The organism is Streptomyces sp. NPDC008163 (assembly GCF_042956885.1).
Taxonomy (GTDB): Bacteria; Actinomycetota; Actinomycetes; order Streptomycetales; family Streptomycetaceae; genus Streptomyces; species Streptomyces drozdowiczii_A.
Window position 1 is genome coordinate 189,122 of record NZ_JBIBHG010000014.1, and the last position, 23,451, is coordinate 212,572.

Consider the following 23,451-nt stretch of genomic DNA (forward strand, 5'->3'; position numbering starts at 1 on the left):
CGGGGGGCAGGGGTGGTCATCTAGTTGGCGCCTTCTTGTTCTTGCGCGGGGTCCGGGGACCCGCCGGTGGGAAGTCCGGCGTCCGGGGCCGTCGTTCTGTTCCCGGTGGTGTCCGTGACCTGCTGTTCCTGACCGGTCAGCGGGAGTACGGGGGCGGTGGAGTTGCCGCCGAGCATGGCGACGACCAGGGTCGTCGCGTAACAGACGAAGACCGCTGCCAGGACCCAGCCGAGGCGGCGCAGCGTCTTGCCGCGCCGGCCGCTCTCGTCCACGAAGACGGGGCCGTCGGAGTCGTCCGGAGCGGATGGTTCCGGTAGCAGCTCGGAGAGCTGCCGTCCGATTCCGTCCAGCTGGATGGTGACTTCGTTCGGCTCGTGTGTGTGCCCCGCATGGGCACCTTCACGCCAAGTTTCCACTGGTGTACGCACTTCCCCCACTCAGGATCGGGTGCGCGCAACTGACCGGTTGTGTGCCGCCGGACGGGCCCCCACCCTGTCCACGCGCCCCCTACCACGGTGCACCCGGTCCATGAATGTAGCGCACGCCGAGCCTCCCGGCACACCCGGACGCGGAAACGACGAGGACCCCGCTGCCGGGTGGCAGCGGGGTCCTCGCCCACATGGGAATTTGTGGAGATGGCGGGAATCGAACCCGCGTCCAACGGTGCGGAACCAGGGCTTCTCCGAGTGCAGTCCGCTACGCTTTTCTCGGCCTCGGAGGTCACGCGGACAAGCCTCCGACAGGCCCAGTCACTGTTTGATTTCCTTCTGAGACCCGTGACCGGACTCAGAAGTTTAGATCCCTTGATGATGCCAGGATCCGGGTCGGGATCACCCCCGGGCTGACACTCCGCAGAGTCTTCGCTTAGCTGCTAATTAGGCAGCGAGGGCGAAGGCGGAGGAATCGCGCTTGGAATTGGCGATTATTGGTTGCGACATATGGTTTACGAGATCATTGCCGCTTCCTCGACTCGCTTCCCCTGCTTCGACATCCGCTGTCGAAACCGATCATCCCCATGTTGTTTTTTCAAGGTGGTGCCACACCCTCCGTGGGGTGCGTTGCCATCGTACGTGACCAACGCACGACGATGCCAGCGTATTCCTGCCGGAGGGGCCGGCGGCGGGTGCCGGGTCCGGATCAGGCGCTCCGCTGACGGCGGCGGGCCGCCGCGATCGCGCGGTTCGTCTCCCTGGTGTCCTGCTTCTCGCGCAGCGTCTGCCGCTTGTCGTACTCCTTCTTGCCCTTCGCGAGTGCGATCTCGGCCTTGACCCGGCCGTTCAGGAAGTACAGCGAGAGCGGCACGATGGTGTGGCCGGTCTCCTGCGACTTCGACTCCAGCTTGTCGATCTCGGCCCGGTGCATCAGCAGCTTGCGCTTGCGCTTGGCGGAGTGGTTGGTCCAGGTGCCCTGGACGTACTCCGGGACGTGGATGTTGTGCAGCCACGCCTCGCCGCCGTCGATCTGGACGAAGCCGTCGACCAGGGACGCCCGGCCCATGCGGAGCGATTTGACCTCGGTCCCCATGAGCACGAGCCCGCACTCGTAGGTGTCGAGGATGGTGTAGTCGTGGCGCGCCTTCTTGTTCTGCGCGATGAGCTTGCGCCCGGTGTCCTTTTCCTTAGCCATAGTGCGGCCATTTTCGCACTACGACCCGCCCCCGAGGCCACTCAATACCGTCTCGGCCCGTTCCTGGGCCCGGGAGCTCACCGCGAGGTCCGGTGTGATGCCCTTGCCGTCGACCCCGTGGCCCGCCGGTGTCCGGTAGTGGCCCACGGTCAGCTCGGCCACCGAGCCGCCCGCCAGCTTGCTCGGCATCTGCACCGAGCCCTTGCCGAAGGTCCGCGAGCCGACCGTCACCGCCCGGCCCCGGTCCTGGAGCGCCCCCGTCACCAGCTCGGCCGCGCTCATCGTCCCCCCGTCGACCAGCACGACGACGGGGCGCCCGGTGTCCCCGCCCGACCGCGCGTACAGGGCGTGCTGCTCTCCGTGCACGTCGTACGTGGCGACCAGGCCGCCGTCCAGGAAGGCGGAGGCCGCGGTGACCGCCTCGGTGACCAGGCCGCCCGGATTGCCCCGCAGGTCCAGCAGCACCCCGGCGCCCGCGGGCGCGTCCCGGACCGCGTCGCGCACGGCGGCCCCGGAGCCCTTCGTGAACGAGGCGACCGCGATGCGCACCGCCCCGGACGGGCCCGAGCGCTGCGCCCCGATCCGCCGCACGGTGACCGACTCGACGGTGAGCCGGGCCCGGCGCAGCGTCTCGGTCCGGCTGGCGGTCCCCCGGCGGACGCCGAGGCTGACCGTGCTCCCGGCCTTCGCTCCGGCGCGGTCGCCGCGCAGCAGGGACACCACGTCGGAGACGGGCAGCCGGTCGACGCGGCGGCCGTCCACGGTGCGGAGCAGGTCGCCCGAGCGGATGCCCGCGCGGTCGGCGGGGCTGCCGGGCTGGACGCGGGCGACGGCGACCTGGCCGTCGGCGGAGCGCCGGGCGGCCAGGCCGACCCCGGTGTACGTGCCGCCGAGGGCGTCCTCGAACTCCTCGTACTCGCGCTGGTCGTAGACCGCGCCCCAGCGGTCGCCGCTGCGGCTGACGACCTCCTCGGCCGCCTCCGTACCGGACTTGCCGTCGGCGACCGCGTCGGCCGCGGCCGCCGCGACCTCGTCGCGGTCGGCGGTGGCGGCCACGGACCGGGGATGCACCGGGGGTTCCTGCGCCTGGCCGTGGGGCAGTGCGCCGGTCGCGGCCCCGGTGGCGAGGACGCCGGCGAAGACCAGCGTCAGGGCCGCCCCGCGGCGCAGACCGCGGGGCCCGACGCGACATTCGGGGTCCGACATGGCGCCGATTCTAGGACAACGGCCCACAGGCGCACGGGACGTTGGGCGTGCGCCTCACAGGGCGCACATCACACCTTCAGGTACTTGCGCAGGGCGAAGAGGGCGGCAACGGCGGGCATCAGCAGGCCGATCGCCAGCACCAGCGGCAGCTTGGTGAGGACCGCGTCCCAACCGATGAAGTCGATCAGATTCAGCTTGTCCTTGAGCGCGAGACCGCCGTCGATCAGGAAGTAGCGCCCGGCCAGCAGCATGACGCAGGCCAGCACACCGCCGATCAGACCGGCGAAGGCGGCCTCCATGATGAACGGGGCCTGGATGTAGAAACCGGAGGCGCCGACGAGCCGCATGATGCCGGTCTCCCGGCGCCGGCTGAACGCCGAGACGCGCACCGTGTTGACGATCAGCATCAGCGCGATGACGAGCATCAGCGCCATCACGAACAGCGCGGCGACGTTCATGCCGTTCATCAGTCCGAAGAGGTTGTCCAGAATGCTTCTCTGGTCCTGGACCGACTGGACCCCGTCCCGCCCGGCGAAGGCGGTCGCGACGACCTTGTACTTGGTGGGGTCCTTCAGCTTGACCCGGAAGGACTCCGGCATCTGGTCCGGCGTGATGTTGCCGGCCATCGGGGAGTCGCCGAACTCGTCCTGGTAGTGCTTGTACGCCTCGTCGCTGGACTCGTAGATCACCTTCTCCACGACGTCCATCTTGTTCAGATCGCTCTCGATCTGGTCCTTCTGCTGCTTGGTGACCGCACCCTTGGCGCACTGGACCACCGTCTCCGCGTCGCCCTTGCCGCAGAGGTAGATGGAGACGTTGACCTTGTCGTACCAGTAGTCCTTCATCGTGCTGACCTGCTCGCGCATGAGCAGCGCGCCGCCGAACAGGGCGAGCGAGAGGGCGACGGAGACGACGACGGCGAAGGTCATCGTGAGGTTGCGACGGAGGCCGACGCCGATCTCCGACAGGACGAACTGGGCGCGCATGGCGTCCTTTCAGTGCTGGGTGCTCAGTGCTGGTAGCCGTAGACGCCGCGCGCCTGGTCGCGCACGAGACGGCCCTTCTCGAGCTCGATGACGCGTTTGCGCATCTGGTCGACGATGTTCTGGTCGTGGGTCGCCATGATCACGGTGGTGCCGGTCCGGTTGATCCGGTCCAGCAGCTTCATGATGCCGACGGAGGTCTGCGGGTCGAGGTTGCCGGTCGGCTCGTCCGCGATCAGCAGCATGGGCCGGTTGACGAAGGCCCGCGCGATCGCCACGCGCTGCTGCTCACCACCGGACAGCTCGCCGGGCATCCGGTCCTCCTTGCCGCCGAGACCGACGAGGTCGAGGACCTGCGGCACGGCCTTGCGGATCTCGCCGCGCGGCTTGCCGATCACTTCCTGGGCGAACGCCACGTTCTGCGCGACGGTCTTGTTGGGCAGGAGACGGAAGTCCTGGAAGACGGTGCCCAGCTGGCGGCGCATGTGCGGCACCTTCCAGTTGGACATGCGCGCGAGGTCCTTGCCCAGGACGTGGACGGCGCCCGTGCTGGCGCGCTCCTCGCGCAGGATGAGCCGCATGAAGGTGGACTTGCCGGAGCCGGACGAGCCGACCAGGAAGACGAACTCGCCCTTCTCGATGTCGAGCGACACATCCCGGAGAGCGGGACGGCTCTGCTTCGGGTAGGTCTTGGAGACGTTGTCGAATCGGATCACGGGTGCACCACGGTCGGCCGGGAGTAGGTGAGCGTGACCATACGCGAACCGGGCTGAGCCGTGCAGGCACGCATACCGGGATGGGTGATTTACGGTGAAACGGCCCCGATTCCGGGGCGGCGCGACGGGGAAGGGCCCCGGGTGTGCCGGCGGGGCGGGCCGATTGGGCCACGAGCTGGCACAGTGGTAGGGGAACGGTCGCGTTTCCGTGAGCGTTGTGCGGAGAGATGGCTTGTGCGGCTCCGCCGCGCGGGAGGAGGAAAGCGCATGACCTACGACCGACTGGTGTGCGCGAACTGCGCGGCGCCCGTCACCGAGGGTCGCTGCCCCGTGTGCCGGGCGAGCCGCGAGCGGATGCGGGAGCAGGAGCAGGGACCCTTCGCCGGGATCAGCCCGGCGACGCTGGCCGTGCTCCTCGTGGTCCTCCTGACCGTCCTTGCCCTCCTGGCCCACCAGACCGTGTAGCGAGCGCCGGACAGGCCCTAGCGGGCCGTGCGGCTGCGCACGAGGCGCGGCAGGACGCGGAAGCCGACGCCCCCGGCGATCATCGTCGCGGCGCCGGCCAGCAGGAACGCGGTCTCGCCCGCGCCGGTCTCGGCGAGTTCGTCCTTGCCCCGGCCCTGTTCGACGGGCTGACTGCCGACCGAGTCGGTGTCGGTGTTGTCGGTGCTGCCACCGCCGCCCGAGACCCCGATCTGCCCCACGCCGCCGCCCCTGCCGCTCGGCCCCTTGCCCGGGTCCGCGGACCTCGTCGGGGTCTGCGTCGGTGTGGCCGAGGGCTTCGCGGGCGTCGGGGGCGGGCTCTGCGGGGTCGTGGGCGGCTCGCTCGGCCGCGCGGGGCCGGTCGGCGGGGCGGAGTGGTGCGGCGGGGTGGCCGAAGGCTCCGGCGGCTCGCAGCGCGGGTCGAGCGGGCTGCACGGGTCGCCGTCGTCGCCCGGGTCCTCGGCCCCCGGCTCGGCGGTGGGCCGCACGCCGGTCTCCACGCCCGCGGCGTCGACCCCGATGCCGGCGGCCTGGGCCGCGCCCGCGGCGGTCAGCGAAGCGCCGGCGACGATCACCGCGCCCGCCGCCGTCCGCGCGACGCGTAAGCGCGTCTTCTTCGTCATGTACCGCCACCCCCTGGAGACGTTCTCGTCAGGCTGCCCATGCACCCTCGCCGGGTGCACCGGGAACGTCAAGGCCGTTGCGGGCCAATGCGCCTAGTTCCAGGGGGAGTTGCGGCGATTCTCGGACTACTTCTCGTTCTGCTTGCGCCAGCGGATTCCGGCCTCGATGAAGCCGTCGATCTCGCCGTTGAAGACCGCTTCCGGGTTGCCCATCTCGAACTCCGTCCGCAGGTCCTTGACCATCTGGTACGGGTGCAGGACGTAGGAGCGCATCTGGTTGCCCCAGGAGTTGCCGCCGTCGCCCTTGAGGGCGTTCATCTTGGCCTGCTCCTCCTGGCGGCGGCGCTCAAGGAGCTTCGCCTGGAGCACGTTCATCGCGGACGCCTTGTTCTGGATCTGCGAGCGCTCGTTCTGGCAGGAGACGACGATGCCGGTCGGCAGGTGGGTCAGGCGCACCGCGGAGTCCGTGGTGTTGACGCCCTGGCCGCCGGGGCCGGAGGAGCGGTACACGTCGACGCGCAGGTCGGACTCGTCGATCTCGACGTGGTCCGTCTGCTCGACCACGGGCAGCACCTCGACGCCCGCGAAGGAGGTCTGGCGGCGGCCCTGGTTGTCGAAGGGCGAGACGCGCACCAGGCGGTGGGTGCCCTGCTCGACGGAGAGCGTGCCGTAGGCGTACGGCACCTCGACGGCGAAGGTGGTCGACTTGATGCCGGCCTCTTCGGCGTACGCGGTCTCGTAGACCTCGGTCTTGTAGTTGTGCCGCTCGGCCCAGCGCAGGTACATCCGCTGCAGCCGCTCGGCGAAGTCCGCCGCGTCGACGCCGCCGGCCTCGGCGCGGATGGTGACCAGCGCCTCCCGGGCGTCGTACTCGCCGGAGAGGAGGGTGCGGACCTCCATCTCGTCCAGCGCCTTGCGGACGGACTCCAGCTCGGCCTCCGCCTCGGCGAGCGCGTCGGCGTCGCCCTCGGCCTCGGCGAGCTCGAAGAGGACTTCGAGGTCGTCGATCCGGCCGCGCAGGCCCTCGGCCTTGCGGACCTCGGCCTGGAGGTGGGAAAGCTTGCTGGTGATCTTCTGCGCCGCCTCGGGGTCGTCCCACAGGGACGGGGCGGCCGCCTGCTCCTCGAGCACGGCGATGTCCCCCCTCAGCGCATCCAGGTCCAGGACGGCCTCGATCGACCCCATGGTCGAGGAGAGGGACTTCAGCTCTTCGGAAATATCGACGACTGCCACGGGTCCAGCGTAACGGCTGTCGGCACGTACGTTCCTCGGGCCGCCGGATCGCCGCCCCCTAGGGGGTCGCCGGGGCCGAGTTCCTGGTGTCCTGGGGGCCCGGGTCCGCCTCGTCGCCGCCCAGGGCGAGCCAGCCGGCCGCGCCGATCCCGGCGACCAGGACGAGGGCCGCGGCCCCCAGGGTCAGGCGGCGCTTGCGGACGGCCGCCGCCTTGTTGCGGGCCGAGCCGGGGCGGGGCCGGCCGGGGGCGCGCGGGGCGCGGGCGGTGCCCCGGGGGCCGCCGGACAGCTCGTCGGGGGCCGGGACGCGCATGCTCGTGTGGGTGTCGCGGTTGGAGTCCGGGGTGGAGCCGGGTACCAGCGGGACCGCGCCGCGCCTGCGGGGCTCGTCGCCGGCCGGGGTGTACTGCTGCTCGTCGTAGCCCTGCGGGGCCTCCGGCTCCTCGTCCGGCTCGTCCACGTCCAGGGGCGGGATGCCGGCCAGGTGCGGCAGCTGCTCGCGCAGCCGGGCGGCCAGCTCCGAGGCGCGCAGCCGGGAGGCGGGGGCCTTGGCCAGGCACTGGACGAGCAGCTGCCAGAGCTCGTCGGGGATGCCGGGGAGCGGGACGACGGTCTCCGTGACGTGGCGGCGCAGGACGGCGCCGGGGTGGCCGCCGCCGAACGGCGTGAAGCCCGCGAGGAGCTCGTACAACACCGTGGCCAGGGCGTAGATGTCGACGGCGGCGCGCGGCGGCAGGCCCTCGACGATCTCGGGGGCCAGGTAGTCCGGGGTGCCGATGATCTTGGTGGTCCGGGTCCGGCGCGGGGTGTCGATGAGCTTGGCGACGCCGAAGTCGGTGAGCAGCGCGGGGTGCGCGTTGCCGGGACCGAGCGGCCCCTCCATGTCCAGCAGGATGTTCTCGGGCTTGACGTCGCGGTGGACGATCCCGGCGGCGTGCGCGGCGGCCAGGCCGTCGGCGACGTCCGCGACGACGGCCACGGCGGCCTCGGGGGCCAGCCGGCGTTCGCGGTCGAGCCGGGTGCGCAGATCGGTGCCCCGGACCAGGTCCATGACGAGGGCGAGGTCGTTGCCGTCCACCACGAGGTCGCGGACCGCGACGACGTGCGGATGATCGAGGCCGAGAAGCGCGGTGCGCTCCTGGACGAACCGGCCGACGAGCTCCTGGTCGGACGCCAGGTCCTCGCGGAGCAGTTTGATGGCCACGGGGCCCTCGGGGCCGTCCCCGAGCCACACCGTGCCGGCGCTGCCGCGCCCCAGTATCTGGTGGGCGGTGTACCGGCTGCCGATTTTCCGTGCCAAGACTGCTCCCTCAGCGGCTGGCGATGGACCCCAACAACCCCCGGTCGACAAAGTTACGCGTCGATCGGGGGCCCGCGTGCCGCGGTTGGCGCCAACCTTCGCTTCTGCGGGCGAATTGCCTCGGAATTGGCCCGCGGAAGTCGATATAGCTACAGAGTTGTGCGCCTCCGGGCGCGGTCAGCCGCCGCTGCCGCCCAGGTCGGAGATCCAGTCCTTCACCGTGGAGACGGCGTCGGTGATCGCGTGCCAGTAGCTCTGGCCCTGTCCGATCCAGTCCTTGAGCGGGGTCAGTTCCCAGATCAGCCAGCTCGCCACGAAGAGCAGCACCAGGGTGAACAGGCAGCCCTTGAGGCAGCCGAGCCCGGGGATCTTCATCGGGTTGGCGCTGCGCCGCCTCGGCTCGCGGGGCGCGCGCTGCGGCTGCTGGGGCTGCTGCGGGGGCGCGTACGACTGCGGCTGGGGCTGGTACTGCTGGCGCTGCGGCGGCTGGTGCTGCTGCTGCGGTTGCGGCTGGTACTGCTGCTGCCCGTACTGCTGCTGCTGGCGGCCCTGGGGCTGCTGGTAGCCCTGCTGCCGGTCGCGCGGCTGCTGCGGGGGCTGCTGCTGCCGGCGCTGCGGGCGGCGGCGCAGCGGGTCCTCGCTCGGGTCGAGGTACTGGACCTGGGTCTGCTCGTTGCGGTCGCGGGCGGCCCGGAGCTGGGACTGCCAGGGGTGCGGGTCCTCGGGGCGCGGATCGCCGGCGGGGCGCGGCGGCACGGGCGGCAGGACGGCGGTCGGGTCGGCCTGGGAGCCGCCGCCGGGTCCGCCGCTGTGCGGCAGGACGCTGGTGACCCCGTTCGGGTCGTACGAGCCGGCGTTGCTGGGCAGCACCTGCGTCGGGTCGGCGGCGCCGGGGATCTCGGGTACGGCGGTGGGCGCCGGGTCGGGCGCGAGCAGGGCGGCGACCCCGTCGGCGGCGGCGATCTGCGCGGCGCTCGCGTGCACCCCGATGCCCTCGGCGACGGTACGCAGGGCACGGGCCAGGTTCTCCGCGCTCGGCCTGCGGTCCGGGTCCTTGCTCAGGCAGCGCTCTATGACCGTCCACAGGGGCTCGGGGACGGTGCTGGGGCGGCGCGGCTCCTCGCTGAGGTGCCGGTGCAGGACTTCGAGCGCGGTGCCGCCGGCGAACGGCGGGCGGCCGGTGACCAGCTCGTACAGGAGGATGCCGGCGCCGTAGATGTCGACGGCGGAGGTCTGCGGGCGGCCCTCGGCGGACTCCGGTGCCACATAGGCGGGGGTGCCGACGAACTCGTGGGTCCGGGTCAGGCCCGGCGAGTCGGCGAGGCGCGCGATGCCGAAGTCGGTGAGCATCGGGCGCATCGCGCCGTCGGGGTCGGCGAGCAGCACGTTGGCGGGCTTGAGATCGCGGTGCACGACGCCGTCGGCGTGGCTGGCGGCGAGCGCGTCGGCGATCTGCGCGGTGAGCAGCGCGGCGGCGACCGGGGTGAGCGGGCCGTTGTCGCGCAGGTAGCGGTGCAGATCGGGGCCGTCGATCAGGTCCATGACGAGGGCGAGGAGGTCGCCCTCGACCACGAGGTCGCGGGTGCGCACGATGTTGGGGTGGGTCAGCCGCAGCAGGACGGAGCGTTCCCGCAGGAACCGCATCACCACGTCCGCGTCGTTGGCCAGCTCCTCCTTGAGGACCTTGATCGCCACGGTCTCGCCGGGCCGGCCGGCCACGGCCGCCTCGGCGCCCGCCGCCTCGCGCTGGCTGGCGCGCCAGACGGTGCCCGTGGCACCGCGCCCCAGCGGCTCCTCCAGGAGGTACTTGCTGCCTACCGGCCGCACGTCATGCGCTCCCTGCTGGTCGTGGTGGATCGGGATCCCGGGTACCCCCGGAGTTTCCGGCCCACTCTAGAGGCTGTACGGGGAAGGCCGGCCGGGTCCGGGTACCGGGGGAAGACGTCCTTCCGGGGCGGATGGTTGCCAGGGCGTGCGCCGGGAAACCGGTCATGGCGCACTTTTTGGGGCCACAGCAGGCGTTTCAAGATCACTAACTGATGACCGTCGGGCGTGTTGTCAGTGGCAGGTGCGAGGATGCCTGGAGCACGACTGCGGGGTCGGGAGCCCCGCGGTGCGTGACGAACCTGTACCGGACGACGCGTCCGTGCCGGGTGGGGGGAATCACAGGGCGTTCCCCCGGCCGGCACCGCGCGCAGAAGGGACCGCTGACGGCGATGCAGATCCGGCTGACCGTCCTCGCGCCGCCCAGCGGCCAGACCCCGGCGCGCGCCTGCGACGTGCTGGTCACCGCCCCCGCGGGGACGGCGCTGGCCTCCGTCGCCTCGGGCCTGGCCATGGCCGTCGCCGGTCCCGACGGCTCCCTCGGCAGCGGTGCGGTGGTGCTCTTCGCGGGCCGGGAGCGGCTGGACGCGCAGCGCTGCGCCCTGGGCGAGCCGCCCCTGGTCGACGGCGCGGTGCTCTCGCTCCAGGCGCCCGGCGAGGACGAGACCCCGGACGCCGCGGTGCCCGCCCAGCTCCAGGTGGTCGCAGGGCCCGACGCGGGCGGGGTCCATCTGCTGCACGGCGGCACGGTCCGCGTCGGCCGCTCGGCCGAGGCCGATGTCCCGCTGGACGACCCGGACGTCTCCCGGCTGCACTGCGAGGTGACGGTCTCCGAGGACGGCCGGGTCACGGTGTCGGACCTGGGCTCCACCAACGGCACCTCGCTGGACGGGACCGAGGTCCACGACCGCCCGGTCCGGCTGGCCCCGGGAGCGCTGCTGCGGCTCGGCGAGTCCACGCTCCGGCTCGCCCCGGGCGCGCGTCCGCCCGCGCTGCCGACGGCCCCGGACGGCGAGGGCCACCTCCGGGTGGCCCGGGTCCCGGCCGCTGTGGCCGCCCCCTCGCCCGAGGCCGCCCGGCCCGACCACGACCGGCCCGCGCCCGACGATCCCGGGGCCGGGGCCCGGCCCGGGTCCTCCGCCGGGCACCCGGGCCGCTTCCCCGAGCAGGAGGCGCCCCGGCGCGGCGGCATAGGGGCCTGGGCCCGCCGGCTCAAGGGCGCCCGGACCGAACCCGAGCCGGTGAGCGCCCCCGCCGAGCCGCTCCCGCCCGCCCCCGACACGTTCGCCTCGCTGCCCACGGCCCCCGAGGGCACCTGGCCCGATCCGGCGGCCGTCCTGCTGACCGCGCTCGGCCCGGGCCCCCGGCTGTGGGAGCGCGACCCCGCGCACCCGGAGGCGCTGGTGGTCCGGCTGGGCACCACCGACCGGGCCGACCTGCCGGCCGTGCCGGTGACCGTGAGCCTGCGCGAGGCCGGTTCGCTGGGGCTCGCCGGGCCCCGGGAGCGACTGTCCGGGCTCGCCAGGTCCGCCGTGGCCCAGCTGGCTGCGCTGCACTCCCCCGCCGACCTGGAGATCGTGCTGATCAGCACGGACCGGGCGCGGACCACGGAGGAGCGGCGGCGCGAGTGGGCCTGGCTCGGCTGGCTGCCCCATCTGCGACCGATGCACGGCCAGGACTGCCGGCTGCTCCTCGCGTACGACCGGGACCAGGCGCTCGCCCGCACCGCCGAGCTGGTCCGCCGGCTGGACGACGGGCCCCTCGGCCCCGGCTGGGCGAGCCAGGACCCGGCCGCGGTCGCCGAGGCCGCCCGGAGCCACGAGGGCCCGTTCACGGTGGTGATCCTCGACGGCGACCCCGGCGCGGCGGTCCTCCGCGAGAACACGGCCCGGCTGGCCGCGGCCGGTGCGGCGGCGGGCATCCATCTGATCTGTCTGGCCGAGACCCCGGCCGCGACGCCCACCTCACCGGTCGCCGCGACGTACGAGGCGGCGTGCCACGCGTCGATCGCCTTCCGCGAGTGCGGGGCGGTCGGGATGCTCAGCGGTGACGTGGCGACGGCCCTGCGGCTGCTGCGCACGGCGGGCGGCCGGGCGGCGGGCCACGGCACGGTGGCATCCGTGGACGCGGTGTCGGCGCACTGGGCGCAGCGGTTCGCCCGGGCCCTGGCCCCCCTGCGCGCGGAGGGCTCGGCCGCGCTGCCGGGCCGCCAAGTGCCGGTGGCGCTCCCCCCGTCCGCCCGCCTCCTGGACGAGCTGGGCCTGGCCCGTGCCACCCCGGCCTCCCTGATGGCCCGCTGGGCGTCCACGGCGGACGACCGCGCGGCGCCCCGGGTGGGCGCGCAGCGCACGGCGGCGGAGGCCCCGGACTCCGGCGGCACGCCGTACCCGTCCGCGACGACGGCGGGCTCGGGCCGCACCTCGTACCCCGAGACGGGCACGGGCGATTCGGGGCGCACGCCGTACCCGGACAGCACCACGACGGGCTCGGGCCGCACCCCGTACCCCGGCACGGGCGCGGGCGACTCCGGCCGCACCCCGTACCCCGGCACGGGCACGGGCGACTCCGGCCGCACCCCGTACCCCGACACCACCACGACGGGCTCCGGCCGCACCCCGTACCCCGCCCGTCCCCGCGTCAGCGGTCCCCGCCTCGGTGACGCGCCCCAGGTCGCCGCTCGCGGCGACGCCGCCGGGGGGACGCAGACCGCTACGCGGACCGCCGCGCGGCCGGCCGTCCATGCCGGGCGGCCCGTCGTCGTGCTCGGGGCCGGGCCGCGCGGGCCGGTGAGCGTGGATCTCGCCGACGAGGGGCCGCATCTGCTCGTCGAGGGCCCCGGCGGCAGCGGGCGTACCGAGCTGCTGCGGGCCGTCGCGGCGTCGCTGGCGGCCGCCGCGCGGCCGGACCGGCTGGGCATCGTGCTGGTCGACGGGGCCGGCGGCGAACGCGGCGAGTCGCTGCGTCCGTGCACGGAGCTGCCGCACGCGTTCACGCACCTGGTGGCCTCGGACCCGGTCCGGATGCGGGAGTTCGCCCAGGCACTGGGCGGCGAGGTGAAGCGGCGGGCCGAACTGCTCGGCGAGCTCGACTTCGCCGAGTGGCACAGCCGCCACGAGGACGCGCCCCCGGCCGCGCCGATCCCCGAACAGCGCGGCGACATCGAGGCTCCCCTCAGCGGCACCCTGCGCCTGCGCCCGGGGGCGGGCCGCCCCGTGGACCCCGGCCCCTCCCCGCTCCCCCGGCTGGTGGTGCTCGTGGACGACTACGACGCGCTCATAGCCCCGGCGCTCGGGAGCCCGGGCCGGCCGGCCGCCGGTTCGGTGGTGCGGGCGCTGGAGGCGGTGGCCCGGGACGGCGGCCGGCTGGGCATCCACCTGGTCGCGGCCTCGGCCCGCCCCGACCGCACGGAGGACACGGAGCTGGCCCGCGGCGCGCGGCTGCGCATCGTGCTCGATCCGCCCGCGGTCCCGCCCTCGCCGGACGAACCGGCGCCGGGCCGGGGGCGGCTGGGGCATCCGGACGGGCGGGTGACGCCGTTCCAGGGCGGCAGGGTGACCGGCCGCATCCCGCGTACGGCCACGCTGCGGCCGACGGTCGTCCCGCTGGAGTGGGAGCGGATGGGCGACCCGCCGACCCGCCGCCCGGTCCGGGAGCTGGGCAACGGGCCGACGGACCTCGCGCTGCTCGCCAGCGCCCTGGAAAGGGCGGCGCGTTCGGTGAACGCACTCCCCCTCGCGCCCCTGTCCACCTGAAAGCCCGTCCGGGCCCGCACGAGTCGCACCGGAGCCGCCCTCGATAGCCCCCGACCGGGGCCGGAACGGGGCGGCCCGATCGTCCCCCAATGGCCGGATACCGGCACTGATCCGACGTCACGAGGCCATCACGATCAAGGATTTGAGGCCGAGGGCGGTATTGCGACAGCGGAACGCCGGGCATAGGACTGTGCGCACACGACGACGTGACGCACGACCGGCAGCGCTGGCTTCCCGACCCGATCCGGCGCCCGGTGGGCGCACGCGGACAGAGAGACGGGGCAGGAATGCGCACAACCCTTCGGATTCGCAGAGCGGCCGTGGTGTTCAGCGCCATCGGCGCGCTGGCCCTCACCGGCTGCGGCGGCGACGGTGACGGCGGGGACAAGAAGACGGACGACGGCGGCTCCACGACGGGCAAGGGCTCCACGCCGAGTGTCGTTTTACCGAAACTGGACGGTGAGAAGCTCTCTGTCGCAGCGGTCTGGACGGGTCCGGAACAGGCCAGCTTCGTCAAGGTCCTCAAGGAGTTCGAGAAGCGGACCGGCGCGACGGTGACGTTCGTCCCGGCGCAGGACCCGATCGTCAACTTCCTCGGTACGAAGATCGCGGGCGGACAGCCGCCGGACGTCGCGATGATCCCGCAGGTGGGCGCGATCCAGCAGGCCGTGGCGAAGAAGTGGGCCAAGCCGGTCGGCAACGAGGCGCGGGCCCAGCTCGGCAAGAACTACGCGGACGTCTGGCAGGAACTCGGACGCGTCGACGGCACCCAGTACGGGGTGTATTTCAAGGCCGCCAACAAGTCGCTGGTCTGGTACAACACCAAGGCCTTCGAGAACGCGGGCGCGAGCGAGCCGAAGACCTGGAAGGACTTCCTGGCGACCGCCGAGACGGTGTCCGCCTCGGGCGTCACCCCGGTCTCGGTCGGCGGCGCGGACGGCTGGACGCTCACCGACTGGTTCGAGAACGTCTACCTGTCGCAGGCCGGCCCGGAGAAGTACGACCAGCTCGCCCAGCACAAGATCAAGTGGACGGACCCGTCCGTCAAGGACGCGCTGACCACGCTCGCCCAGCTGTTCGGCAAGCCGTCCCTGATCGCGGGCGGCGCGGACGGCGCGCTCCAGACCGAGTTCCCGGCGTCGGTCACACAGACCTTCACGGGCGGCGACCAGCCCAAGGCGGCCATGGTCTACGAGGGCGACTTCGTCGGGGTCAACATCGCGCAGACGAAGGCGAAGATCGGCACGGACGCCAAGGTCTTCCCGTTCCCCGCGGTCGGCGCGGAGTCGCCCGTGGTGACCGGCGGCGACGCGGCCGTCGCGCTGAAGGACGGCAAGGGCGCCCAGGCGCTGCTGACCTGGCTCGCCTCCACGGACGCGGCGAAGATCGCGGCCTCGCAGGGCGGGTTCATCTCGCCGAACAAGGCCCTGGACACGGCCGCGTACCCGAACGACGTGCAGCGCACGATGGCGAAGGCGCTCATCGCGGCCGGTGACGCCGTCCGGTTCGACATGTCCGACCAGGCGCCGCAGTCGTTCGGCGGGACGCCCGGCAAGGGCGAGTGGAAGACCCTCCAGGACTTCCTGAAGAACCCGAAGGACATCGCGGGGACTCAAGCCAAGCTGGAGTCCGACGCGGCCAAGGCGTACAAGAGCTGACGGCATGACGACAGCGGCAGCGGGGGGCGCCGACGAGGCGCTCCCCGCCGACAGGCAACGGTCCGGCGGGCCCAAGGTGCCCGCCCCCAGGAAGGCCGCCCCGGCCGGCACCCCGGGGCGCGCGCCCCGGAGCGTGACCGGCACCCGCAGGGTGATCGCGGGGCTCTTCCTGCTGCCGGCGCTGGTGCTGCTCGGGGCGCTCGTCGTGTACCCGATCGTGTACTCCGTCTACCGGTCGTTCTTCGACCAGGCGGGTACGGGCTTCGCCGGCATCGACAACTACAAGACGCTGTTCACGGACGACACCATCCTCACGGCGGTCAAGAACAACGCGATCTGGGTGGTGTTCGCACCCACGGTCTCCACCGCGCTCGGGCTGATCTTCGCGGTGCTGACCGAGCGCATCCGCTGGGGCACCGCCTTCAAGCTGGTCGTCTTCATGCCGATGGCGATCTCCATGCTGGCGGCGGGCATCATCTTCCGGCTCGTGTACGACCAGGCGCCGGAGCGCGGGGTCGCCAACGCGGTGTGGGTGGGCGTGCACGACACGTTCGCCGAGTCCTCGGGCTTCCCGAAGGCGCATCCGCTGCCCGTGGCCCCGCTGAAGGCGGCGGGCGGCGGGACCTTCGTGACGAAGACGACCGTGCACGCCGGGCAGCCGGCCCTGCTGCCCCTGGTCGGGGTGCTCCCGGCGAAGATGCCCGGCGACGCGAAACCGGCGAAGGCCCCGGCGGCGGCCGGGGACGGCGCGGTCACCGGCACCGCGTGGCTGGACTTCACCAAGGGCGGCGGCGGCAAACCGAATGTCATCGACGCCAAGGAGCTCGGACTCAGGGGCCTGAAGGTGGAGGCCGTCAAGGGCGGCGAGGTGGTCGCGACCGCCAAGGCGGCGGCGGACGGCACGTTCACGCTGCCCGCCTCGGCGGACGGCGCCGAACTGCGGCTGCCCGCGTCCAACTTCAGGGAGCCGTACAACGGCGTGGACTGGCTCGGCCCGTCGCTCGTGACGCCCGGGATCATCGGGAGTTACGTGTGGATGTGGGCGGGCTTCGCGATGGTGCTGATCGCGGCGGGCCTGGCCGGTCTGCCGCGTGAACTCCTCGAAGCGGCCCGGGTGGACGGGGCGAACGAGTGGCAGGTGTTCCGCCGGATCACCGTGCCGATGCTCGCGCCGGTCCTCGCGGTGGTGCTGGTCACGCTGATGATCAACGTGCTGAAGGTCTTCGACCTGGTGTTCATCATCGCGCCGGGTTCGTCCCAGGACGACGCCAACGTACTGGCGCTCCAGCTGTACCGGTCCTCGTTCGGCACGGACGCGGACCTCGGGGTCGGCAGCGCCATCGCCGTACTCCTGCTGCTGCTGGTGATCCCGGTGATGCTCTTCAACATCAGGCGGATACGGAAGGAGGGGCGCCGATGACGACACCCTCGGCGACGGCGACCCGGTCGCCGGCCGCGCGGATCGCGGCACGGGCCGGCGGCGGCGTGATGCGGGTCTTCCTGGTCCTGGTGGCCCTGTTCTGGCTGATGCCGACGATCGGGCTGCTGCTGTCCTCGCTGCGCGGACCGGACAAGATCGCGTCGACCGGCTGGTGGCAGGTCTTCACCGCCCCCTCCGAGCTGACCGTCGACAACTACTCCCGGCTGCTCGACAATTCGGCGATCACGGACTCGCTGCTCTCCACGATCATGATCACCGTGCCGTCCACGGTCCTGGTGGTGGTGATCGGCTCGCTCGCCGGATACGCCTTCGCCTGGATGGACTTCCCCGGCCGCGACTGGTGGTTCCTGCTGGTCGTGGGGTTGCTGGTGGTTCCCGTGCAGGTGGCGCTGATCCCGGTGTCGAAGCTGTTCGGCGAGATCGGGATCTTCGAGACGACGCTCGGTGTGGTCCTCTTCCACACCGCGTTCGGGCTCCCGTTCGCGATCTTCCTGCTGCGCAACTTCTTCGCGGAGATCCCCCGGGAGCTCCTGGAGGCGGCGCGGCTGGACGGGGCGGGTGAGATACGCCTCTTCACCCGGGTCGTGATGCCGCTGGGCGGTCCGGCCATCGCCTCGCTCGGGATCTTCCAGTTCCTGTGGGTCTGGAACGACATGCTGGTCGCGCTGATCTTCGCGGACTCGGGGTCGCCGCCGATCACGGTGGCGCTCCAGCAGCAGGTGCGCCAGTTCGGCAACAACATCGACGTGCTGGCGCCCGGCGCCTTCGTCTCGATGGTGATCCCGCTCGCGGTCTTCTTCGCCTTCCAGCGCCAGTTCGTCTCCGGCGTGATGGCGGGGGCGGTCAAGTAGCGGTTACGTCACAGAGCGGGGCACTCCGGCCGGCCGGCGGGGGTGCCCCGCACCCGTGTGCAGCCCCTGGTCGCGGGCCTCGCGGGCGCCCGCCATGGGCCCGCACGCCCCGAATCGCCCAAGGTTCACTTACTGTCCTGGGTAGTATGATAAGTGGGGCCTACATCAGCCGCGCGGTCGACCGCTCACGGGCCCGACGCGCCCGTCTCTTCGGCCTTCGTACGCCTGCCCGCCCCCTGACCCGTCCTGCGGAGCCCGTCCCAGTACGCTGTGTGCTCTCCCAGTACGCACAGTCCGAGAAAGAGTCCGTATGCCCCGGCTGAGTGTCATCATCCCCGTCCGTCGCGCCCGAGGCAGTCTGCGCGAGTGCCTGGAGTCGGTGCTCACCCAGTCGTTCACGGACATCGAGGTCATCGGGGTGGACGACGGCGCACCGGACGGCTCGGGCGTGGTCCTGGACGAGTTCGCCGCGCGCGACAGCCGCGTCCGGGCCGTGCACCTGGAGCCGGGCGCCGGGGCGCACGGCCGCCGGAACGCCGGGATCGAGGAGGCCGCCGGGGAGTACGTCCTCTTCCTGGAGGGCTACTACGTCCTCCTGCCCGAGGCGCTCCAGGCCGTCGCGGACCGGCTGGACGCCACCGGCGACCCGGACGTGCTGCTCTTCGGCCACCAGAAGCGCCCCTTCCGCGGCAAGGTCCGCTCGACCCGGTCCCTGCAGAAGCTGGACGGCATGCCCGAGGGCCCGTTCACCCTGGCGACCCGCCCGGACCTCCTGGACATCGCCCCGGTCTCCTGGAACCGGGCGGTCCGCCGCGCGGTCCTGGAGCGCGAGACCGTGACCTTCGGCCCGGGCCCGCACGGCGAGCGGATGTACGCGCTGGCGACCGTCGCCGTCGCGGCCTCGGTGGCCACACTGGGCACCGCCTGCGTCGAGCACCGCCAGCAGCGCTATCTGCCCGGCCTCGTGGACGACGTGGAGCCCCGCACGGGCTCGACCCCGCTGGAGCTGGTCGAGGCCTACGACGCGCTGCTGACCTTCGTGGAGGCGCGCCCGGCCCTGAAGCCCGTGCGCGGCCTCCTCTTCGACCGCGCCGTGCAGGAGCTGCTGACCGCGTACCCGACGGTGACCAAGCGCCGCCGGCAGTACGTGGGCGCGGTCGGCGCGTTCCACAGCGCGCACCGCCCGGAGGGCTTCAAGTTCCCCGGCGGCACCAAGGGGCTGCGCCCGCAGCTGATGGGCGGCGGCAAGTACACCGCGCTCGGCGCCCTGGACACCGCCCTCGCCACCCGCCGCAGCCTGCGCGCCGCGCCCACCACGGCCCGCGCCAAGGCGAAGAAGCAGTTCACCAAGCGGTACTACAAGGCGCAGCGCAAGCTGCCGCTGGACCCGAAGCTGGCCGTGTACGCCGCCTACTGGAACCGCGGGGTGAGCTGCAACCCCGAGGCGATCTACCGCAAGGCGAAGGAGCTGGCGCCCGACGTCCACGGTGTCTGGGTGGTGTCGAAGAAGAACGTGGACTCGGTGCCCAAGGGCGTCGACTACGTGGTGCCCGGGACCCGCCGCTACTGGTCGGTGCTGGCCCGTGCCACGTACTTCTTCAACAACGTCAACTTCCCGGACCACCTGGTCAAGCGCCCCGGCCAGATCCATGTCATGACGCACCACGGCACCCCGCTGAAGATCATGGGCATGGACCAGCAGAACTACCCGGCCGCCGCCCAGGGGCTCAACTTCGACCGGCTGCTGAAGCGCGTGGACCGCTGGGACTGGAGCGTCTCCGCCAACCCGCACTCCACCGAGGTCTGGTCCCGCGCCTACCCGAGCGCGGCCCGCCCGCTGGAGACCGGCTACCCGCGCAACGATGTCTTCGCGACGGCCACCGAGGAGCAGATCGCCAAGATCCGCGAGGACCTGGGCATCCGCCCCGGCCAGCGCGCCGTGCTCTACGCGCCGACGCACCGCGACTACGAGGCGGGCTTCACCAACCGCCTGGACCTGGACCGGTTCTGCGCGGCCGTCGGCCCGGACACCGTGGTCCTCATGCGCGCCCACTACTTCTACGGCGGCTCGGGCCTCCCGGAGAACGCGTCGGTCATCGACGTCTCCACGTACCCGCGCGTCGAGGACCTGTGCCTGGCGGCGGACGCGCTGGTCACCGACTACTCCTCGGTGATGTTCGACTACGCCCACCTGAACCGCCCGATCGTGATCCTCGCCCCGGACTGGGAGACGTACCGCACGGTCCGCGGTGTCGTCTTCGACCTGCTGTCCGGGCAGCCGGGCGAGACGCCGGGCGCCGTGGCCACGGACACGGACGAGCTGGCGGCGATCTTCACCGACGGCAGCTGGAACAGCCCGGAGAACGAGGCGCTGCTCAAGGCGTTCAAGGAGCGCTTCTGCCCGTACGACGACGGCCGCGCCGCCGAGCGCGTGGTGCGCCGCGTGCTGCTCGGCGAGGAGTCCTAGACCGTACGACGCCGAGGGGCCCGTCACCGGAACGTTCCGGCGGCGGGCCCCTCGGCGTACCGCGGCTAGCGTTGCTGACCGGCCATGACCGTGATCAGGCCGACCACGACGAGCAGCGAGCCGCCCCAGGTCCACAGCGAGGTCCGCTCGTGCAGCACGGTCGCCCCGGCCAGCACGATCAGCAGGTAGCCGAGCGCGTTGAAGGGGTACGCGACGGAGAGCGGCACCTTCGCCAGCGTCGTCATCCAGGCGAGCGCGGACACCGCGAAGACCAGCAGCCCGAACACGACCCAGGGGCTGCCCGCGGCACGCAGGGCGACGGAACCGCCGTCGCGCCCGGCGGCGGCCGCGGCGCCCTTCATCCCGTGCTTGAGCATGATCTGGCCGCCCGCCGAGGAGAACACGGCGAACAGGAGCAGCAGCACACTGGGGAGGGTCAAGGACTTGCTCCTGACTGCGGGGGCGGGGGGTTCGGGCGCCCGGGCGGGCGCGGTTCCGGGGCGGGGCGCCTCAGACACCGACCCGGTCGGCGGGGACGTACTGTCGGTTGAGGATGTCCTGTACATCGACGTGCTCTCCAGCGATGATCGTCTCGGCCGCGTGCGGGGTGAGCAGGGCGACGTGCTGATAGCCGAACAGCGTCGGCCGGACCCGGGTCAGCAGCCTCGACGCCCCGCCGAGCACGGCGGCGAGCGGTCCCCTGCCGAGCAGCGACCAGAACGGCGCTCCGGTGGAGGAGAGTTCGAGGACGTCGTAGCCGGCGGCGCGCACGGTGCGGCGCAGGCTGGCCCGGGTGAAGAAGCGCAGATGCGTTTCGTCGAGGATGCCCCGGCGGTCGTAGTCGAAGGCGCCGACGGCGACCCGCAGCCGGGAGTACCAGTGGCTGAAGTTGGGAACGGACAGCAGCAGCCGGCCGCCGGGGCGCAGCACGCCGGCCGCCTCGGCGAGGACGCGTTCGGGGCGGGACAGGTGCTCGATGACGTCACCGGCGACCACGTAGTCGAAGCCGGTCCCGGCCTCGGCGGGCAGCCCCTCCTCCAGGTTGGCGAGGTGGAAGTGGCTGCACCGGTCGCGGACGCCGGGCACCTCCACGTAGTCGACGCCGGTCACCTCGTGGCCGAGGGACTCCAGCCGCTCGGCGAACAGTCCGCCGGAGCAGCCGAGGTCCAGGACGCGGCCGGGGGGCAGCGCGCGCATCTTCTCCAGGATGACCGCGTGCGAGGAGCCGTCGCCCTCCTTGAAGGCGTACTCGACGGGCTTGGGGATCCACCGGCAGGTTCCGAACCCCTTGACGGCCAGCCGGTATTCGAGGACGTCCTTGACGACGTCCTTGGCGTACTTCATGCCGTTGACGTAGCAGATCTCGTCGCCGTAGTAGGTGGGGACGGGGATCTCCTTGATCCGCATGCCCGCGTTCAGCAGCTGCACGATGATCTGGGTGTCGAAGTCGAAGGCGTCGGTGTTCCGGTCGACCGGCAGCTGCTTGAGGGCGGCGACGCTGTACGCGCGGTAGCCGGAGTGGAATTCGGTCAGGTCCGAGCCCAGGAGGCCGTTCTCCAGCCGGGTGAGGATGCGGTTGCCGAGCCACTTGTACACCGGCATGCCGCCCTTGAGCGCGCTGCCGGACGTCATCATCCGGGACCCGAACACGGCTTCGCACTCGCCGCGTTCGATGGGCGCGACCATCTCGGGAAGCAGTTCGGGGGCGTACTGCCCGTCGCCGTGCAGCAGCACGATGATGTCGAGTCCGTGCTCGGCGGCCAGCGCGTATCCGGCCTTCTGGTTGCCGCCGTAGCCGAGGTTCTTGGTGTGCCGCATCACGACGGTACGGGGCATGCCCTCGGCCTGCGACCAGCGGCAGCCGGCCGTGAAGGTGGCGTCGTGACTCGCGTCGTCGAGGATGAGGATCTCGTCGATCCGCGACCGGAAGTCCTCCGGAATCCGGTCGAGGGTCTTCTCCAGGGTTGTCTCCGCGTTGTACGCGACCACCAGGATGCCGATCCTGGGGCTCGGGCTTTCCTTCACGGGGCGTTCTCCAGTTGCGGTCGGGGTCGGGGTGTGCGGGATCAGTCGACGGTGGAGCAGGAGCGGAATTCCGTACGGGGTGCGGAGATCGGCGCCCGCTCGGCGGGTGTGGTGTCCGGGGGCGCGGCGAGGATGCGGCGGGCGCCGGTGAGCAGGCCCGCCGCCAGCACGAACCAGCCGGCCGCGCCCAGGTAGAGCACGGGCTCGCTCCAGCGCACGGCGGACCGCCCGCTGTAGCCGAGGACGGCGACCAGGCCGACGACCGCGCTGTACGCGAACCCTTCGGCCGGGCCGAGCACGAACATCCCGGCGGCGGCCCAGGTCAGGTACTGCAGTCCGGACGCGGTGGACAGGAGCAGCAGCAGGCCCAGCGTGACGGCGACGACGCCGGGCGCCTCGGCGGGCCGCAGCCAGGCGAGCCCGACGCCCGCGGCCACGCAGACCAGCACGAAGAGGAAGTGGCCGCCGCCCTGCATGAACGCGATGACCGGATCGGGCAGGCCGAGGACGTCCGCGAACCGCACGAGCCCCCACAGCCGGTAGCTGCCGCCCGCGTACTCCAGGACGTTGTGCACCAGGTCCATGGGCACGGTCAGCAGCACAGGGCCCCACACGAGCGCGGTGACCCCGGCGAACCCGGCGGCGAAGCGGACCAGGACCGGCCGCCCGCCGCGCAGCGCGGCCACGAAGAGGGCCGGGATCACCACGACCGGGATGAACTTGACGCTGATGGACAGCGCCGCCGCGACGCCCGCCGCGAGGGGTGCCTTCCGGTCGGCCAGGAGGTGGGCGGCGGCCAGCGCGAAGGCGACGGCGACGGCGTCGGTGTTGCCGTGGTAACCGGAGGTCGCGATGAGCACCGGACTGACGGCGACCCCGATCCCGCAGAGCATCGCCGTGCGTACGGCGGCCCGGCGGCGGACGATCTCGAACACGAGGACCGCGCAGGCGAAGTCGGCGGCCGACGCGGGGACGCGGATCAGCGTGGCGAAGGAGAAGCCGAGTTCGGTGAGGCGGTCGAGGCCCAGCAGCATCCATCCGGCCAGTGGCGGGTGGTTGTAGACGGGGAGCCCGGGCAGCGGGTGCGCGTAGACGCGGACGGGGCCGTACCCGGTGATGGCCTTCGCGAACCCCGCGAAGATCCGCACGTCGGCGGGGCCGGGCGAGTTGGCCGCGATGATCATGCGGGTGAGGAGGCCCGCGGTCGCCGCGACGAGCACGGCGGCCCTGGCCCGTCGCACGTCCGTTTCGCCCCACATTCGG

Annotated in this window: 18 protein-coding genes and 1 other RNA gene; 6 read left to right on the forward strand and 13 right to left on the reverse strand. The window is 72.5% G+C overall.

Going from position 1 to position 23,451, the window contains the following annotated elements; translation table 11 throughout:
* Window positions 1–20: 20 nt before the first annotated feature.
* The 6 genes from ACFZAT_RS28290 to ftsE all read right to left on the reverse strand — a co-directional run bounded on the left by ACFZAT_RS28290 (window position 21) and on the right by ftsE (window position 4,531).
* On the reverse strand, window positions 21–416 hold the full coding sequence (locus tag ACFZAT_RS28290; protein WP_391268365.1) for a hypothetical protein: 396 nt from the start codon (window positions 414–416) through the stop codon (window positions 21–23).
* Between the two features lie 211 nt (window positions 417–627).
* Window positions 628–1,015: a transfer-messenger RNA gene (gene ssrA, locus ACFZAT_RS28295) on the reverse strand.
* Between the two features lie 122 nt (window positions 1,016–1,137).
* Window positions 1,138–1,626: an SsrA-binding protein SmpB gene (gene smpB / locus ACFZAT_RS28300; protein ID WP_018100795.1), complete on the reverse strand. Its 489-nt coding sequence runs from the start codon at window positions 1,624–1,626 to the stop codon at window positions 1,138–1,140.
* An 18-nt stretch (window positions 1,627–1,644) separates the two neighbouring features.
* Window positions 1,645–2,832: a S41 family peptidase gene (locus ACFZAT_RS28305; protein WP_391268366.1), complete on the reverse strand. Its 1,188-nt coding sequence runs from the start codon at window positions 2,830–2,832 to the stop codon at window positions 1,645–1,647.
* A gap of 68 nt (window positions 2,833–2,900) precedes the next feature.
* Window positions 2,901–3,818 carry a permease-like cell division protein FtsX gene (gene ftsX, locus ACFZAT_RS28310; protein WP_391268367.1) on the reverse strand — a complete coding sequence of 306 codons (918 nt, stop codon included), beginning with the start codon at window positions 3,816–3,818 and terminating at the stop codon, window positions 2,901–2,903.
* A 23-nt stretch (window positions 3,819–3,841) separates the two neighbouring features.
* Window positions 3,842–4,531: a cell division ATP-binding protein FtsE gene (ftsE, locus tag ACFZAT_RS28315; RefSeq protein WP_026242629.1), complete on the reverse strand. Its 690-nt coding sequence runs from the start codon at window positions 4,529–4,531 to the stop codon at window positions 3,842–3,844.
* 267 nt (window positions 4,532–4,798) lie between these two features.
* On the opposite strand from ftsE, the gene ACFZAT_RS28320 reads away from it, so the two are divergent.
* Complete coding sequence (locus ACFZAT_RS28320; protein WP_391268368.1) at window positions 4,799–4,996, forward strand: hypothetical protein; 198 nt, start codon at window positions 4,799–4,801, stop codon at window positions 4,994–4,996.
* Between the two features lie 17 nt (window positions 4,997–5,013).
* On the opposite strand, the gene ACFZAT_RS28325 is transcribed toward ACFZAT_RS28320, so the two are convergent.
* From ACFZAT_RS28325 to ACFZAT_RS28340, 4 genes are all read right to left on the reverse strand, one after another.
* Window positions 5,014–5,637, reverse strand: coding sequence for an LPXTG cell wall anchor domain-containing protein (locus ACFZAT_RS28325; RefSeq protein ID WP_391268369.1), 624 nt, complete (start codon window positions 5,635–5,637; stop codon window positions 5,014–5,016).
* A gap of 126 nt (window positions 5,638–5,763) precedes the next feature.
* Window positions 5,764–6,870: a peptide chain release factor 2 gene (gene prfB / locus ACFZAT_RS28330; RefSeq protein WP_391268370.1), complete on the reverse strand. Its 1,107-nt coding sequence runs from the start codon at window positions 6,868–6,870 to the stop codon at window positions 5,764–5,766.
* 58 nt (window positions 6,871–6,928) lie between these two features.
* Window positions 6,929–8,170 (reverse strand): protein kinase, encoded by a 1,242-nt coding sequence (locus ACFZAT_RS28335; protein ID WP_391268371.1) that lies wholly within the window; start codon window positions 8,168–8,170, stop codon window positions 6,929–6,931.
* Window positions 8,171–8,347: 177 nt separating this feature from the next.
* Window positions 8,348–9,997: a protein kinase gene (locus ACFZAT_RS28340; RefSeq protein ID WP_391268372.1), complete on the reverse strand. Its 1,650-nt coding sequence runs from the start codon at window positions 9,995–9,997 to the stop codon at window positions 8,348–8,350.
* 389 nt (window positions 9,998–10,386) lie between these two features.
* On the opposite strand from ACFZAT_RS28340, the gene ACFZAT_RS28345 reads away from it, so the two are divergent.
* The 5 genes from ACFZAT_RS28345 to ACFZAT_RS28365 all read left to right on the forward strand — a co-directional run bounded on the left by ACFZAT_RS28345 (window position 10,387) and on the right by ACFZAT_RS28365 (window position 20,163).
* Window positions 10,387–13,746 carry an FHA domain-containing protein gene (locus ACFZAT_RS28345; RefSeq protein WP_391268373.1) on the forward strand — a complete coding sequence of 1,120 codons (3,360 nt, stop codon included), beginning with the start codon at window positions 10,387–10,389 and terminating at the stop codon, window positions 13,744–13,746.
* Between the two features lie 287 nt (window positions 13,747–14,033).
* On the forward strand, window positions 14,034–15,404 hold the full coding sequence (locus ACFZAT_RS28350; protein ID WP_391268374.1) for an extracellular solute-binding protein: 1,371 nt from the start codon (window positions 14,034–14,036) through the stop codon (window positions 15,402–15,404).
* Between the two features lie 133 nt (window positions 15,405–15,537).
* Window positions 15,538–16,824: an ABC transporter permease subunit gene (locus ACFZAT_RS28355; protein WP_391268409.1), complete on the forward strand. Its 1,287-nt coding sequence runs from the start codon at window positions 15,538–15,540 to the stop codon at window positions 16,822–16,824.
* Window positions 16,821–17,696 carry an ABC transporter permease subunit gene (locus tag ACFZAT_RS28360; RefSeq protein WP_391268375.1) on the forward strand — a complete coding sequence of 292 codons (876 nt, stop codon included), beginning with the start codon at window positions 16,821–16,823 and terminating at the stop codon, window positions 17,694–17,696. The genes ACFZAT_RS28355 and ACFZAT_RS28360 overlap by 4 nt, the downstream gene beginning before the upstream one ends.
* A 310-nt stretch (window positions 17,697–18,006) precedes the next feature.
* Window positions 18,007–20,163 (forward strand): CDP-glycerol glycerophosphotransferase family protein, encoded by a 2,157-nt coding sequence (locus ACFZAT_RS28365; RefSeq protein WP_391268376.1) that lies wholly within the window; start codon window positions 18,007–18,009, stop codon window positions 20,161–20,163.
* A gap of 65 nt (window positions 20,164–20,228) precedes the next feature.
* Here ACFZAT_RS28365 and ACFZAT_RS28370 read toward each other — a convergent pair whose 3' ends face one another.
* The 3 genes from ACFZAT_RS28370 to ACFZAT_RS28380 all read right to left on the reverse strand — a co-directional run bounded on the left by ACFZAT_RS28370 (window position 20,229) and on the right by ACFZAT_RS28380 (window position 23,447).
* Entirely contained in the window at window positions 20,229–20,603 is a 375-nt protein-coding gene (locus ACFZAT_RS28370) for an EamA family transporter (RefSeq protein ID WP_242441999.1), read from the reverse strand.
* Between the two features lie 70 nt (window positions 20,604–20,673).
* Window positions 20,674–22,188 (reverse strand): methyltransferase domain-containing protein, encoded by a 1,515-nt coding sequence (locus ACFZAT_RS28375; protein WP_391268377.1) that lies wholly within the window; start codon window positions 22,186–22,188, stop codon window positions 20,674–20,676.
* 41 nt (window positions 22,189–22,229) lie between these two features.
* Entirely contained in the window at window positions 22,230–23,447 is a 1,218-nt protein-coding gene (locus ACFZAT_RS28380; protein WP_391268410.1) for a glycosyltransferase family 39 protein, read from the reverse strand.
* Between the last annotated feature and the right edge of the window lie 4 nt (window positions 23,448–23,451).